This is a genomic window from Lachnospiraceae bacterium (assembly GCA_022794035.1).
GTDB lineage: Bacteria > Bacillota > Clostridia > Lachnospirales > Bianqueaceae > CALWPV01.
The window spans coordinates 98720-112702 of record JAAWDX010000012.1 but is presented as its reverse complement, the minus strand read 5'-3'; the positions used below and the strand labels follow the sequence as shown (position 1 = coordinate 112702).

15 protein-coding genes are annotated in these 13983 nt (G+C 51.1%); all 15 read left to right on the top strand.

The window, feature by feature from the left end; all coding sequences use genetic code 11:
• The first annotated feature begins 63 nt into the window (after positions 1 to 63).
• The 15 genes from HFE64_09765 (at position 64) to ruvB (ending at position 13971) form a co-directional block, all read left to right on the top strand.
• Positions 64 to 414 (top strand): Asp23/Gls24 family envelope stress response protein, encoded by a 351-nt coding sequence (locus HFE64_09765; GenBank protein MCI8633748.1) that lies wholly within the window; start codon positions 64 to 66, stop codon positions 412 to 414.
• 82 nt (positions 415 to 496) lie between these two features.
• Positions 497 to 916: a transcription antitermination factor NusB gene (gene nusB / locus HFE64_09760; protein MCI8633747.1), complete on the top strand. Its 420-nt coding sequence runs from the start codon at positions 497 to 499 to the stop codon at positions 914 to 916.
• Positions 917 to 920: 4 nt separating this feature from the next.
• A complete protein-coding gene (xseA, locus tag HFE64_09755; protein MCI8633746.1) occupies positions 921 to 2144 on the top strand; it encodes an exodeoxyribonuclease VII large subunit in 1224 nt (407 codons plus the stop codon).
• A complete protein-coding gene (gene xseB / locus HFE64_09750) occupies positions 2141 to 2368 on the top strand; it encodes an exodeoxyribonuclease VII small subunit (protein MCI8633745.1) in 228 nt (75 codons plus the stop codon). Before xseA ends, xseB begins: the two co-directional genes overlap by 4 nt.
• Entirely contained in the window at positions 2361 to 3260 is a 900-nt protein-coding gene (locus HFE64_09745; GenBank protein ID MCI8633744.1) for a polyprenyl synthetase family protein, read from the top strand. Before xseB ends, HFE64_09745 begins: the two co-directional genes overlap by 8 nt.
• Before the next feature lie 18 nt (positions 3261 to 3278).
• The gene (locus HFE64_09740; protein MCI8633743.1) at positions 3279 to 5138 is read left to right on the top strand and encodes a 1-deoxy-D-xylulose-5-phosphate synthase; all 1860 of its coding nucleotides are present in this window, start codon (positions 3279 to 3281) and stop codon (positions 5136 to 5138) included.
• Positions 5117 to 5935 carry a TlyA family RNA methyltransferase gene (locus HFE64_09735; protein ID MCI8633742.1) on the top strand — a complete coding sequence of 273 codons (819 nt, stop codon included), beginning with the start codon at positions 5117 to 5119 and terminating at the stop codon, positions 5933 to 5935. The genes HFE64_09740 and HFE64_09735 overlap by 22 nt, the downstream gene beginning before the upstream one ends.
• On the top strand, positions 5932 to 6393 hold the full coding sequence (argR, locus tag HFE64_09730) for an arginine repressor (protein ID MCI8633741.1): 462 nt from the start codon (positions 5932 to 5934) through the stop codon (positions 6391 to 6393). The genes HFE64_09735 and argR overlap by 4 nt, the downstream gene beginning before the upstream one ends.
• Before the next feature lie 24 nt (positions 6394 to 6417).
• On the top strand, positions 6418 to 8115 hold the full coding sequence (gene recN, locus HFE64_09725) for a DNA repair protein RecN (protein ID MCI8633740.1): 1698 nt from the start codon (positions 6418 to 6420) through the stop codon (positions 8113 to 8115).
• A gap of 70 nt (positions 8116 to 8185) precedes the next feature.
• Positions 8186 to 9412, top strand: a complete 1227-nt coding sequence (gene spoIVB, locus HFE64_09720; protein ID MCI8633739.1) for a SpoIVB peptidase — start codon at positions 8186 to 8188, stop codon at positions 9410 to 9412.
• A gap of 76 nt (positions 9413 to 9488) precedes the next feature.
• Entirely contained in the window at positions 9489 to 10316 is an 828-nt protein-coding gene (spo0A, locus tag HFE64_09715) for a sporulation transcription factor Spo0A (protein MCI8633738.1), read from the top strand.
• 108 nt (positions 10317 to 10424) lie between these two features.
• The gene (locus HFE64_09710; protein MCI8633737.1) at positions 10425 to 11720 is read left to right on the top strand and encodes an aminoacetone oxidase family FAD-binding enzyme; all 1296 of its coding nucleotides are present in this window, start codon (positions 10425 to 10427) and stop codon (positions 11718 to 11720) included.
• Positions 11717 to 12289 (top strand): 5-formyltetrahydrofolate cyclo-ligase, encoded by a 573-nt coding sequence (locus HFE64_09705; GenBank protein MCI8633736.1) that lies wholly within the window; start codon positions 11717 to 11719, stop codon positions 12287 to 12289. The genes HFE64_09710 and HFE64_09705 overlap by 4 nt, the downstream gene beginning before the upstream one ends.
• Complete coding sequence (gene ruvA / locus HFE64_09700) at positions 12286 to 12882, top strand: Holliday junction branch migration protein RuvA (protein ID MCI8633735.1); 597 nt, start codon at positions 12286 to 12288, stop codon at positions 12880 to 12882. Before HFE64_09705 ends, ruvA begins: the two co-directional genes overlap by 4 nt.
• Positions 12883 to 12885: 3 nt before the next feature.
• Complete coding sequence (gene ruvB, locus HFE64_09695) at positions 12886 to 13971, top strand: Holliday junction branch migration DNA helicase RuvB (GenBank protein ID MCI8633734.1); 1086 nt, start codon at positions 12886 to 12888, stop codon at positions 13969 to 13971.
• Positions 13972 to 13983: the final 12 nt, after the last annotated feature.

The following is a 13983-nucleotide window of genomic DNA, read 5'->3' as shown; positions in this document are numbered from 1 at the left end:
ATTGTTTATAATAGAGAAAAACCATAGATTTCGGCCGCGTAACGAGGCGGCAAGGAGGGCCATATGGATCAGGAAAAAACGTTAAATGAAAAAGCGCCGCAGCAGGCAGGACAGCTTAAGATTGCGGATGATGTAGTCGCAATGATCGCAGGGCTCGCCATCAGCGATCAAGAGGGAATAGAAAAAACGACAAAGAAAAATAAAAGTAAGGGCGTCAGTATTCAGATGGAGAACGGGCTGGTGGTGTGTACGGTCGAGCTTTCAATGATGTATGGCGCTAAAATACCGGAGCTTGCCGCCGCGGTGCAGCAAAAGATCAAAACAGCAGTAGAGAACATGACGGGGCTCAGCGTCAAAGCGGTGAATGTGAACATTGTCAGCATGAATATGGAAAAAGCGGATAAAGAGGCTTAAAAGAAGGAAATACAATTTAAAAGGCGCAATCTATTGAGGTTGCGCCTTTTCTCAAGGTAGGAACCAAAGAGGGAGGTCATTTATGAAGCGCAGTGAAGCACGGGAGCATGTTTTTAAGCTTTTATATGAAATGCAGTTTCAGCAGGAGGAGCAGATCGAAGAGCTGGTGGATACATATCTGGAAAATTTTTCAGAGAAAGCCGTCACGGAAAATGACCGCAGCTTTATTCTGCGGGAGGTAAAAGGCGTAGCACAGACCAGAGAAAGTCTGGATGAAGAGATTGCCGGCGCTGTAAAGGGCTGGAGCTTAAGCCGGCTGTCAAAGGTGGATCTGGCAATCCTGCGGCTGGCTGTTTATGAGATTCACTGTGCGGAGGAGATCCCGGCGAGCGTGAGCATCAATGAAGCGGTAGAGCTGGCGAAAAAGTATTCGCAGAGCGCGGCAAGAGCTTTTATCAATGGGATTTTAGGCAGTATTGCGCCGCGGGAAGAAGAGGATTGACAGATTGCAGCAGAGAATCTATTCGGTATCCGTGGTGAACCGATATGTGAAGCAGCTCCTGCAGCAGGACATGCTGCTTTCCGCTTTGTGGGTCAGCGGTGAGATCTCCAACTTTAAAAGGCATTCCTCAGGGCATTTGTATTTTACGCTGAAGGATGCAGAGGGCAGCATGGCCGCTGTCATGTTTGTAGGAGAAGCGCGGCTGCTGGAGTTTTGGCCGCAGAACGGGCAGCAGGTGCAGGTGCAGGGCTATGTTTCCTTATATGAGAAGACAGGACAGTATCAGCTGTATGTTAAGAAAATGCAGCCGCAGGGAAACGGAGCTTTGTATGAGGCATTTGAAAGGCTGAAGGCAAAGCTGGAGGCGGAGGGTCTGTTTGACAGCGCGTATAAGAAACCGATTCCGGCATTTCCAAGAGGAATCGGAATTGTAACGTCGCCTACAGGGGCAGCGATCCGCGACATTGTACAGATCGCGCGGCGCCGGCATCCGGGGATTCGGCTGGTGCTGTATCCGGCCTTAGTGCAGGGAGAAGGGGCTGCCGCAACGATTGTAAAGGGGATTCAGACATTAGACCGCATGGCGGAGATCGATACACTGATTGTGGGGCGCGGCGGCGGTTCAATCGAGGATTTATGGCCGTTTAACGAAGAAATGGTAGCACGCGCCATAGCAGAAGCAAAAACGCCGGTGATTTCAGCAGTCGGGCATGAAACCGATTTTACGATTGCAGATTTTGCCGCAGATATGCGCGCGCCGACGCCTTCAGCCGCGGCAGAGCTGGCCGTACCGGAAATTGCTGGTATTATGCGAAGCATAGGGCTGGAGGAGCAAAAGCAGGGAGCTTTATTAAAAAAGAAGCTATGGATGCAGCGGCAGAGACTGGAGCTGTGGTGGCAGAGACTGCAGCTGCAGGATCCGGGCAGACAGCTTGACAGCTATCGTCAGAGGCTTGATATGGCTATGCAGTATCAGCAAAATAGAATAGAGCAGCAGTTAAAGGAGAAAAAACAGCAGCTGGAGGCGCTAGAAAATGCGCTGATGCTTTTATCGCCGCAGCATCAGCTGGAAAAGGGCTATGCGCTTCTGACGGATGAAGCCGGCAAGGCAATCCTCAGAGCAGAGCAGATCCAGATTGCCGACAGAGTGAATATACAGATGCAGGACGGAAGGTTGACAGTGAAGGTAGAGCAGAAGGAGCTTGCATCTAAAGGGAGGAAGGCATGAAGCAAAACGCAAAAGAAGCAATGCAGGAGCTTACATTAGAAGAAGCGATGCAAAAGCTGGAAGAGATCACAGAGAAAATGGAAGAGGAGACGCTGCCGCTTGCGGATATGATGGCGTTATATAAAGAAGGTAAGAAGTTGCAGGAGCATGCCAAGGCGCTGCTGGATACGGCAGAAAAGGAATTGCAGGTGCTAGAACAGGGAGAAGAGAGTCAGGATGAATGAGGCAGAGAGCTTAAAAGGCAGGATCGAAAAGGAATTGGCGGCGCAGCTAACCGGCGGGGATGCTTATAATCATTCGGTGTGGGAGGCCATGGAGTACAGCCTGATGGCAGGCGGAAAACGCGTGCGGCCGCTGCTGCTGATGTGGACAGGCCTGAGTCTGGGGGCAGATGAGGCGCAGCTACTGCCCTTTGCCCTTAGTTTGGAAATGATTCATACGTACTCGTTGATTCATGACGATCTTCCGGCCATGGATAATGATGATTACCGCCGCGGCCGCCTGACGAATCATAAGGTATACGGCGAGGCCAATGCTATTTTGGCCGGTGACGGTCTGCTCAATCTAGCCTTTGAGACGATGACAGAAGCGATGGAACAGGCGGCAGAGGGGCACGACAGCCAAAGGCTGCAAAATATGACGCAGGCTATGGCGTATATGGCCCGCTGCGCCGGGCCATCCGGCATGATTGCCGGTCAGGCAGCGGATCTGGCGAGTGAAGGACGCCAGATCGATCTGGAGGAGCTGACCTATATTGAATATAACAAGACGAGCCGGCTGCTGATGGCAGCACTGGTTTGCGGAGCGCTGCTGGCAGGGGCAGAGCCGGAAGTGATTGCTTGTTTAGAAACGGCCGGTGGAGCGCTGGGCAAGGCATTTCAGATTTGGGATGATGTGCTGGATGTAGAGGGAAGCCTGGAAGAGCTTGGAAAGGAGCCAAGCAGTGATGCAGCAAGCCAGAAAGCTACCTTTGTCTCCTGCTATGGCATCGAAAAAGCCAAGGAGGAGGCACTGGTGCTGACGCAAAAAGCGCTGGACGCTCTGAAGGTGCTTCCGGGCGCTTACGGAGAAGAGGTGCGCAGGCTCACGGCAGCGTTAATCAAAAGAAGAAATTAAAATAAGGGGTGAACCCGATTGAAGCGGTTATTGGATCAAGTTCAAAGCCCAAAGGATATTAAGGCGCTGAATCTGGAGCAGTCGCAGCAGCTGGCACAGGAAATTAGGGAGTTCTTATTGGAACAGGTGTCTAAAACAGGAGGACATTTGAGCTCCAATCTTGGCGTAGTAGAGCTGACGATTGCGCTGCATCAGGTGTTTGATGCGCCGCAGGATCAAATTGTCTGGGACGTAGGCCATCAGGCGTATGTACATAAGATTTTAACCGGCCGTAAGGACGGATTTGATACCTTGCGGCAAAAAGGGGGGCTAAGTGGATTTCCCAAAATGGAGGAAAGCCCTTATGACGCCTTTAATACCGGACATGCTACTACGTCTATCTCAGCCGCATACGGACTGGCAAAGGCCCGAGACGTATTAAAGCAGCAGCATGAAGTCATCGCGGTCATTGGCGATGGCTCCATGACAGGCGGTATGGCCTATGAAGCGATGAATAACGCCGGCAAAGACCGGACAAAGCTGATTGTAGTAGTCAACGATAATGAAATGTCAATCAGCCCTAATGTAGGCAGTATGTCCATGCACCTGAGCCGGCTGCGGACACGCAAGGGATATCTGCGCGGAAAAAGAAAAATCAAAAGAGCCGTCGAGAAATTTCCGGTGCTGCGCCCCTTGTATAAGGCGGCTGACTTTGTAAAAAATAAAGCTAAGTATCTGTTTGTAAAAGGCATTCTTTTTGAGGAGCTGGGGTTTACCTATCTGGGACCGGTCGACGGGCATGATCTGCACGATTTGAAAGAGGTGCTGCAGCAGGCAAAGGTACTTAATGAACCGGTGGTCATTCATGTAAAAACCGTTAAAGGAAAAGGATATGAGCCGGCTGAACGCAATGCAGCGCGGTATCATGGAATTGGAGCCTTCGATATCGTTACAGGAGAGGATCTGTGCCAGAAGCAGGAAACCTGGTCCGATGTATTTGGAGAGGCGCTTACGCAGATTGGCAGGAAGGATCCGTCTGCCGTTGTCGTAACAGCGGCTATGCCATCCGGTACAGGAGTTGACATATTCGGAAAGCATTTTCCGCAGCGTATTTATGATGTGGGCATTGCGGAGGAGCACGCGGTGACGTTTGCTGCCGGCATGGCGAAAGGCGGACTGAGGCCTTTTGTAGCGATCTATTCATCGTTTCTGCAAAGAGCGTATGATCAGATTTTGCATGATGTGTGCCTGCCGGGGCTCCCGGTTGTGTTTGCCATTGATCGCAGCGGCGTAGTAGGAGAAGATGGAGAAACACATCAGGGCGTTTTTGATATCGCCTATTTGAGTCATATTCCCAATATGACGATACTTGCGCCATCCAGCAGGGAAGAGATGACGGCGATGCTGCAGTTTGCGTATGAGCTTAAAGGACCAGTTGCGGTGCGCTATCCTAAAGGGAGCGTTATCACAGAGGCAGCAGAAGAGCATGAGCCGGTTCGATACGGAAAAGGCCGGGTTTTGCAGACTGGGAAGGGGACGGCCATTGTGTCGGTAGGCGCATGCTTGACAGAGGCAAGGCGAGCGGCACAGAAAATGGCGGAGCAGGGATGCAGTCCTACCGTCATTGATGCCAGATTTATTGCCCCGATGGATGAAAAGCTGCTGCATCAGGTTTTTCAAACACATGATCAGGTGATTATCATAGAGGATCATATCTATACAGGCGGGTTTGGCATGCAGGCGGCAGCACTTGCCAAGAGACAAGGGGCAGGCTGCCGGGTGGACTGTCTGAGCCTGCCGGATGCATTTTTACCGCAGGACAGCCGGCAGCATATTTTGGAAAAGCACGGCATTTCGGCGGAAGGAATATGGAAGGTATGGAAGAAAAACAACGCTTAGATGTGCGCCTTGTGCAGGAAGGGCTGGCACCTTCAAGGGAAAGGGCAAAGGAATGGATCCAGGCCGGGCAGGTTAAATGCCGGGGAACGGTCTGTAAAAAGGCGGGGACGATGGTAAGTGTACAGGAGCCTTTGGAAATACTGGCAGCCCCGCTGCCCTATGTAAGCCGCGGAGGTCTTAAGCTGGAGAAAGCGCTGACAGTTTTTGGAATTAAGCTGGAGCAGGCTGTGTGTCTGGATGCAGGTGCTTCGACCGGCGGGTTTACAGATTGTATGCTGCAGCATGGCGCAGCCAGCGTGTATGCCGTGGATGTAGGGCATGATCAGCTCGCTGAAAAACTGAGACAGGATCCAAGGGTAACCAACATAGAAAATACAAATGTGAAGCATTTGACAGAAGAGATGCTCGGAGAGCCTTGTGACTTTGCCTCGGTGGATGTCTCTTTTATTTCACTGAAAAAGGTGCTGCCAGCTATCGTAGGCTGCTTGAAAGAAGGAGGCCAGCTGGTATGCTTAGTCAAGCCTCAGTTTGAGGCGGGCAGGGATAAGATTGGCAAAAAGGGAGTTGTAAAAGAGGAAAAGGTGCATAAGCAGGTACTCAGAGAGATGATCGCTTTTTGCGAAGAAAAAAACTGGGCCGTTAAAAATGTAACAGCCTCTCCGATTCGTGGACAAGAAGGAAATCGGGAGTTTTTACTTTATTTAATAAAAGATACCAAAATGGAGAAAGGAGCAGGTGAGGATATACCGACACTGATTGAGCGTGCAGTACGGGAAGCTCACGAAAAAGAAGCATGAAGACGAAGCGGCAGAAATTGATCTGTGACTTAATTGATCAATTTGAGATTGAAACACAGGAAGAGCTGGTAGCCAAGTTGCAGGAAGCGGGCTGCTCTGTGACACAGGCCACGGTATCAAGGGACATCCGGCAGCTCCGATTGACAAAAATTGTAGGCGAAAGCGGTGTACAAAAATATGCCCTGCCTGTTCAGGAGACGGCAGAACAGCCGCCGATGGCGGCGCTGCGCTTTAGCCGCGTTCTGCAGCAGGGGTTTGTGAGTGCAGAGGTGGCAGGCAGCCTAGTGGTCGTGCGAACGATGACCGGCATGGCCATGGCAGTCGCAGCTGCGCTGGACAGCCTCAAGCTGGAAGAAATTGTGGGCACGATTGCAGGAGATGATACCATTTTTCTGGCGGTCCACTCTGAAGAAAGCGGTCGCATATTAAAAAATAAAATTTTGGCGCTGGTTGAATAAGAGAAGCAAAACGGAGGGATACCTATGCTGATACATCTGCGTGTGCAAAATATAGCACTCATTGATGAAGTGACGGTGGATCTGGAGGATGGACTGAATGTACTGACCGGTGAAACAGGCGCCGGAAAAAGCATTATTTTAGGCGCCATCAATCTGGCGCTTGGCGGCAGAGGGAGCAAAGAGCTGCTGCGAGACCCATCGCGCCCGGCTGTGATTGATCTGTTTTTTTCAGAGGAAAAGCCCGGTGTTTTGGATAAACTAAAAGAGATGGGGATTGCAGCAGAGGATGGAGAGATCCTCATTTCACGGCGCTTTGCGCCCAGCGGCCGCAGCACCTGTCAGATCAATCAGGTCATGGTGACGACACAGCAGGTCAAGCAGGTAGCAGCGCTTTTGATTGATATTCACGGGCAGCATGAGCATCAGTCACTTTTAGACGGCAGCCGGCATATCGACATATTGGACCGCTTTATTCCCGGCATTGAAACGCTAAAAAAGGAGATGCGTGAAAAATGGGATGCCGCCCGTCTTCTGCAAAAGGAATGGGAGGTCTATCAGGAAAAAGGAAAGGACAGAGAGCGCCTGCTTTCTTTGATGCAGTTTGAATTAGATGAAATCGAGGCCGCCGCGTGGAAGGAAAATGAAGAAGAGGAGCTAAAAGAAGAGCGCAGGAAGCTTTTGTATAGTGAGAAGCTGCAGGAAAGCTGTCTGGGAGCGTATATGCTGATCCGTCAGAGGGGGCGCGAGGGGCAGCCGGCGCTGGATGCGCTGGAAAGTGCGCTGATGAAGCTGAAAGAGGCAGAAGGGTATGACGCCTCGTTTTTTACGCCGTATGTAGCATCGCTGGAAGAACAGCTGGCAGTTCTGCAGGATATGGCGGGAGAGCTTCGTCAGTACGGAGAGGCGCTGGAGGCAGAGCCACAGCGGCTTTCTGAGCTGGAGCAGCGGCTCGATCAGATTCAGCACCTGCAGAATAAATATGGACAGAGCCGCGAGCTGGTCATGGCGTATTATCAGAAAACAAAGGCCGAGCAGCAAAAGCTGCAAAATTTGGCGCAGACCATTGAAGAGCTCCAAACACAGCTGCAGAAAAAGCAAAGTGAAATGCAAAGTCTTGCCGAGACGATGACAAAATGGCGACTGGAGGCAGCGCAGAAAATCGAGGAAGAGATCACACAGGTGCTGGCCACACTGCAATTTAATCAGCCAATCTTTAAAATCAGCCGGCAGCCTAAGGAGCTATCTCCCAAAGGGGCAGATCAGATTTTGTTTCAGATTCGTACCAATGTAGGAGAGACGCTGCGGCCTTTGCAGCAGATTGCTTCGGGCGGTGAAATGTCGCGTGTGATGTTGGCGATTAAAACGGTTCTGGCTAAGCAGGATGAGATCAGTACACTGATTTTTGATGAAATTGATACGGGAATCAGCGGGCGCACAGCGCAGAGTGTTGCTGAAAAAATGAGCAGAATTGCGCTTTATCATCAGGTGATTTGCGTGACGCATTTGCCGCAGATTGCCGCGCTGGCGGATTGCCATATGCGCATTGAAAAAACGGTTAGCGGCGAGCATACGGCCACGCAAATTCAGGTGCTCGGCGAGGAGCAGGTGGCAGAAGAGCTGGCCCGGATGCTGGGCGGAACGCAGATTACGGCAGCAGTGAAAGAGAATGCGGCGGAGATGAAGGCTCTGGCTGAAAATTGGAAGAAAAAGGAACGCGCATAAGGAAAGACAAAGCCGCTCACACTATCATAAGGTGTTGACCTGATTTTTTTAAAACATGAGGTGTGAGCAGATGAAAAAAGAGAATCGAAGGCTCTCTCCATGGATTGGAAAGGGCCTTTTATTATTGATGCTTTCAGTGCTTTTAATGCCCTATCTGATAGTGCAGCTGGCAGTGCCGGATACCGTGCGAGTCATAGAAGGGCAAAGCTGGGAATTTGGCGGAGAGATGCTGGAGCTGGAAGCGCAGGAAAGCGAATGGGTTACCGTAAATGAAAATAGCATCCGGCGCCGGGAGGATATTGAGGAAAGCGCATATGCAAGAAGCAGCGCACAGATTAAGCTTTTTGGGATCCTTCCTATAAAATCAGTTTCTATTGAGGTATGGCCTGAGAAAAGGCTTTTGGCCGGCGGACATACCGTGGGGATCGATCTGTATACAGATGGCATCCTGGTACTGGGTACCGGCAAAATAGAAACCGCATCAGGGACGGAAGGCAGTCCGGCAAGAGGAATTTTATATGCAGGAGACAAAATCCGCAGAGTCAACGGGCAAGAGGTTACAACGGTAGAACAGGTGGATGAGATCATTGCGCAAAACGGTGCAAGGCCCATTACGATTCAGCTGACGAGAGATGAGGAAAATCTGGAGGTATCAATAACGCCCAAAATAGGAAAGGACGGCAAGGCAAAGATTGGAATCTGGATCCGCGACCGCGCGCAGGGACTTGGCACGCTTACCTTTGTTGATCCGCAGAGCAGTCTGTTTGGAGCGGTTGGTCATGGAATCAATGATGTGGATACAGGCGAGGTGCTGCCCATTCATGATGGACTCATCACCAGAGCCAAGATCCGCCATGTTGTGAAAGGCGAAGAGGGTCTCCCGGGAGAGGTAGAAGGCAGCCTTACCGGTACAATTTTGGGTCAAGTGACCGAAAATACTGAAAGCGGCGTATATGGTCATTATAGCGGCGGGCAAGGTGACTATGCAGAATATAAGATTATCCTAAAGGATCAGGTAAAAAATGGAGAGGCTGTGATCTTGAGTGATATTGTGGATGGAGAAATCCATGAATATACAGTGCAAATAGAAAAGGCGTCCGGACTTCCTACTTTTAATCATGGCATGGTTGTCACCGTTACGGATGAGCGTTTGCTGCAGGAGACGGGCGGTATTATTCAGGGCATGAGCGGCTGCCCCATTCTGCAGGACGGCAAGCTAATCGGAGCGGTCACGCATGTATTTGTCAAGGATCCCACCAAAGGCTACGGGATCTATATTGAGAACATGCTGGAATAAAATTACCAAAATCTACCATAAAATAGTTGATTTTTGCCATAAATGGTATATAATGGTAAATACAAGTTGACTTTTGATGTCAGAGAGAAAGGAGAAAAAGGTGAGTCAATTAAAAGTTTTAGTGGTAGATGACAATCGAGCGTTTAGAGAAAGCGTAAAATGTGTGATTGAGCAGCAGAGCGATATGGTGGTAGCAGGAGAAGCAGGCGACGGAGCAGAGGCACTGGAAATGATCCAGTATCTTCAGCCGGATGTTGTGCTGCTCGACTTGGTAATGCCGCAGCTCGACGGCATTGGTGTATTAGAGCAAATGAAAAATCAAAGCAAACCGTGGCCGGTATTTATTATTTTATCCTCGGTAGTCTGTGACCAGATGCTCGAACAGCTGATGGCGCTCGGCGCCACCTATTACATGGCCAAAACCTGCGATGTGGAGCTTTTGACAACCCGCATTCGGCAGATGAAAGGGATGAGCCGGCAGGAGCTTCCGGCCATGCCGGAAAAAGGGAAGGGCTCTTTGCCGGCCGTATCGTCCGTGAGGGCGCGCAGCGTAGATGTGGAGACAGAGGTAACCAATCTGATCCACGAGGTGGGAGTTCCGGCGCATATTAAAGGCTATCAGTATCTGAGAGAGTCCATCCTGATGGCCATTGAGGATATGGATATTTTGAATGCGATTACTAAGCAGCTGTATCCAGCGATTGCGAAGAAGTTTGATACCACGCCGAGCAGAGTGGAGAGAGCGATTCGGCATGCGATTGAGGTGGCCTGGAGCAGGGGGAAAATGGATACGATTGAAAAGCTGTTTTCCTATAGCATCAGTATGGGCAAGGGAAAGCCGACGAACAGTGAATTTATTGCGCTGATTGCAGACCGGATGCGGCTGGAGCTCAAGGCGGGATGACAAAAGGAGACGGATTTTAAGAATGTTTTAAATGAGCGGCGTTCGGTTGACAAAGAGGGGCTCCCATTTTATAATGATAAGAACGATTGAAATGGGGGCAGAGACGGTATGGCAGAGATCGCAATTATTGGCGGCGGAGCCTCCGGAATGGTAGCAGCGATTGTGGCTGCACGTCTTGGAGCCTCCGTCTGTATTTTTGAAAAAAAGGATCGCATTGGGCGCAAGCTTTTGTCAACAGGAAATGGCCGGTGCAATTTGTCTAATCGGGATATGCATTTTTCCCATTATCACGGCAGTGTGGCGGCGCTTTTACCGCAGCTCTGGCCGCAGATGGGAGAGGAAAGGATCCGGCAGTTTTGGCAGGAGCTTGGGATTGACTATACGGAAGGTGATGCCGGCAAGCTGTTTCCAAGAAGCCTGCAAGCGGCCTCCGTTCTGAATGTGCTGCGCCGGGAGCTGGCGGCGCTTTCTGTGGAGATTGTTACGAAAACGCTGGTGACACAGATCCGGCATGGACGCAGTGAATATTTGCTGGAGGTTAAAAGCGAGGAGGCGCCGTTTAAACGGAAAAATGTTGCCGCCAAGGCTGTGCTTTTGTGTGCGGGCGGCAAGGCGTATCCTAAATTGGGGGCTGACGGAGAAGGGGCAGAGCTTGCGAGGCGGCTGCAGATGCAGGTGAGTCCGCTTCGGCCGGCGCTGTGCCGTCTTAAGCTGCAGGTTCCTTATCTGAAGCGCCTTGCAGGGCTTAAACTCAATGTACCAGCAGCGCTTTGGATAGAGGGAGAGTGCCGGCAGAGGGAGACAGGCGAAATTCTTTTTACCGATCAGGGGGTTTCGGGTCCGGCAGTTTTGAATCTGAGCCGCAGCGCTGGAGAGGCGCTGCAAAGCGGCAGGAGGCCGGTCTTGACATTGGATTTGGTCCCTGAAATGGAAAAAGGCGCTTTATTTGTATATTTGCTGGAAAGAAAGGAGCGCCTTGGCGGTTTTTCAGCCGAAGAAGCGCTGGAGGGCTGGCTTCCTAAAACGCTGATTCCGGTGGCGCTGGCAGAGAGTGGACTAAGCCCTAGAACAGGGTTTGGCTCTTTAGATAAAAAGGAAATCGGCGCGCTGGCACAGAGCCTTAAACAATGGGAGATGCCAGTGCTTGCTCTGGGAGGCTGGGAAGAAGCGCAGATTACGGTAGGCGGCGTTGAGGCCGGCGAGATAACGGCTCAGCTGGAAAGCCGGCGGCATAAGGGGCTTTTTATGGCGGGAGAAGTGCTGGATCTCGATGGTGACTGCGGTGGATATAATCTGCAGTGGGCAGCCGGATCAGCAATGATCGCCGCAGAGGCAGCGGCAGAATACGTGAAGAGGGCGGCAGAGAGAAAGCCTTACAAAGAGGAGCAGAGAAAAATACGATGACAAAACAGCAGCTGCGCAAGAAAATGAATGAAAAACGAGATCAGTATGCATATACGCACAGAGATAGCATCCGTATATGGGATCTTTTGGAAAAGAGTCCATTGTACCAGCAGGCGCATACTATTTTTGCCTATTTTTCATTTCGTTCAGAGGTAGAAACTTACATGGTGATGGAGCATGCCCTGCGGTATCAAAAGGCGCTTTGCTTACCTCGTATAGAAGAAGGTCATAGAATGGAATTTTATCTTCAGGAGGATAGAAGCAGCTTTCAGCGCAATCGGTTTGGCATTTATGAGCCGGCGCCATGGGCGAGAAGGCAGGAGCCGGATCAAAAGACGCTGATGCTGGTGCCCGGCCTTGCTTTTGACTATCAGGGAGGCCGGATTGGATATGGCAGCGGATTTTATGACCGCTATTTAGAGCGGTACCGCTTTGTAAAAACGGTAGGCCTATGCTTTGATTTTCAGCTGCAGGAGGAAGCGCTTGAGATGGATGAGAAGGACTTTCGGATGCAGTATATCGCAGCGCCCAAAGGGATTTATTGTGTAGAAAAAGGAGAATGGCTATGATTGCGTACATCAAAGGAAGATTGGCCGCCATTGAAGAGAGCAGTGTGGTAGTAGAGCAGCAGGGAATCGGGTTTCGTGTATATACGCCGATCCGGGAGGAGCTGCTGCGCATCGGCGTGGGAGAAGAGGTGCAGCTGCACACCTATATGAATGTGCGGGAGGACGCAATGATCCTATATGGATTTTTACATACAGAATCGCTGCAGGTTTTTAAACAGCTGATCAATGTGAACGGCGTCGGACCCAAATATGCACTGGCCATTTTGACGGCGATGTCAACAGATCAGGTGATCTTGGCTATTGCTTCTGAGGATAAAAAGGCGCTGACAAAGGTGCCGGGGATCGGAGCGAAAACAGCCGGGCGCATTATTTTAGACTTGAAGGATAAGCTCAGCTTTGCCGGAGGCGGGCAGACGCCAGCAGGAACTGAAGAAAACACGCCGGCAGCCGGAGGAGCGGCGCCGGAGGCAATTGCGGCTTTGATAGCGCTTGGATACAGCCAAGGAGAGGCCGCTGCTGCCGTAAGCAAGGTCTACCAGTCCGATATGGCAGTGGAAGAAATCATCAAACAGAGCTTAAAGCAGCTCATATAAACTATGGCGCAGGAGCGCCCTGAAATGGAGAGGCAGATGACAGAACTGGAAGAGCGGCTGGAAAGGTTTGGGCGTCTTGTCGACACTCAGGCACAGCAAGAAGAAAAGGAAGCAGAGCGGAGCTTAAGACCGCGTTCCTTCGAAGAATATATTGGGCAGACAGAGGTAAAGGAGAATTTAAAGGTCTTTATTTCCGCTGCCAAGCAGCGCAAAGAGGCGCTGGATCATGTACTGTTTTACGGCCCTCCGGGTCTTGGAAAGACCTCTTTGGCGGGCCTGATTGCACAGGAGATGGGCGTGCATATCAAAATTACGACAGGGCCGGCGATTGAGCGGCCCGGAGACATGGCAGCGATCCTGAATAATCTCTCAGAAGGCGATGTACTGTTTATTGATGAGATTCACCGGCTTAACCGTCAGGTTGAGGAGATTTTATATCCGGCCATGGAAGATTTTGCCGTTGACATCATGATCGGCAAAGGGCCGGCAGCCAAATCGATTCGTCTGGATATTCCTCACTTTACTCTGATTGGCGCCACAACGCGCGCAGGGCTTTTATCAGCGCCGCTGCGGGACCGCTTCGGTATGCTGAATCACATGGAGTTTTATAAGGTAGAGGAGCTAGCGCAGATCGTGCAAAATTCGGCACAGATCCTAGAAGTAGAGATCGATCAGGAGGGGGCAGGGGAGATTGCCCGAAGATCGAGAGGGACGCCCCGTTTGGCCAATCGCCTGCTGCGCCGCGTGCGGGATTTTGCACAGGTGAAATTTGAGGGAAAAATCGATCTGGCGATCGCGCAGCATGCGCTGAATGCGCTGAAAGTAGATCCTAATGGACTGGATGCAGTCGATCGCAAGGTGCTGCTGACAATGATGGAGCTTTATGGCGGCGGGCCGGTGGGCATCGATACGTTAGCGGCTTCCATTGGAGAGGACGCAGGTATGATTGAGGATGTGTGCGAGCCATATCTGATGCAGCAGGGATTTTTACAGAGAACGCCGCGCGGACGTATGGTCACTCCCTTTTGTTTAGACTATTTTCATCGGTCAGAAGTAGCGGACGGCGCTGCAGGACAGATGAGACTATAAAGCAGGAAAGGA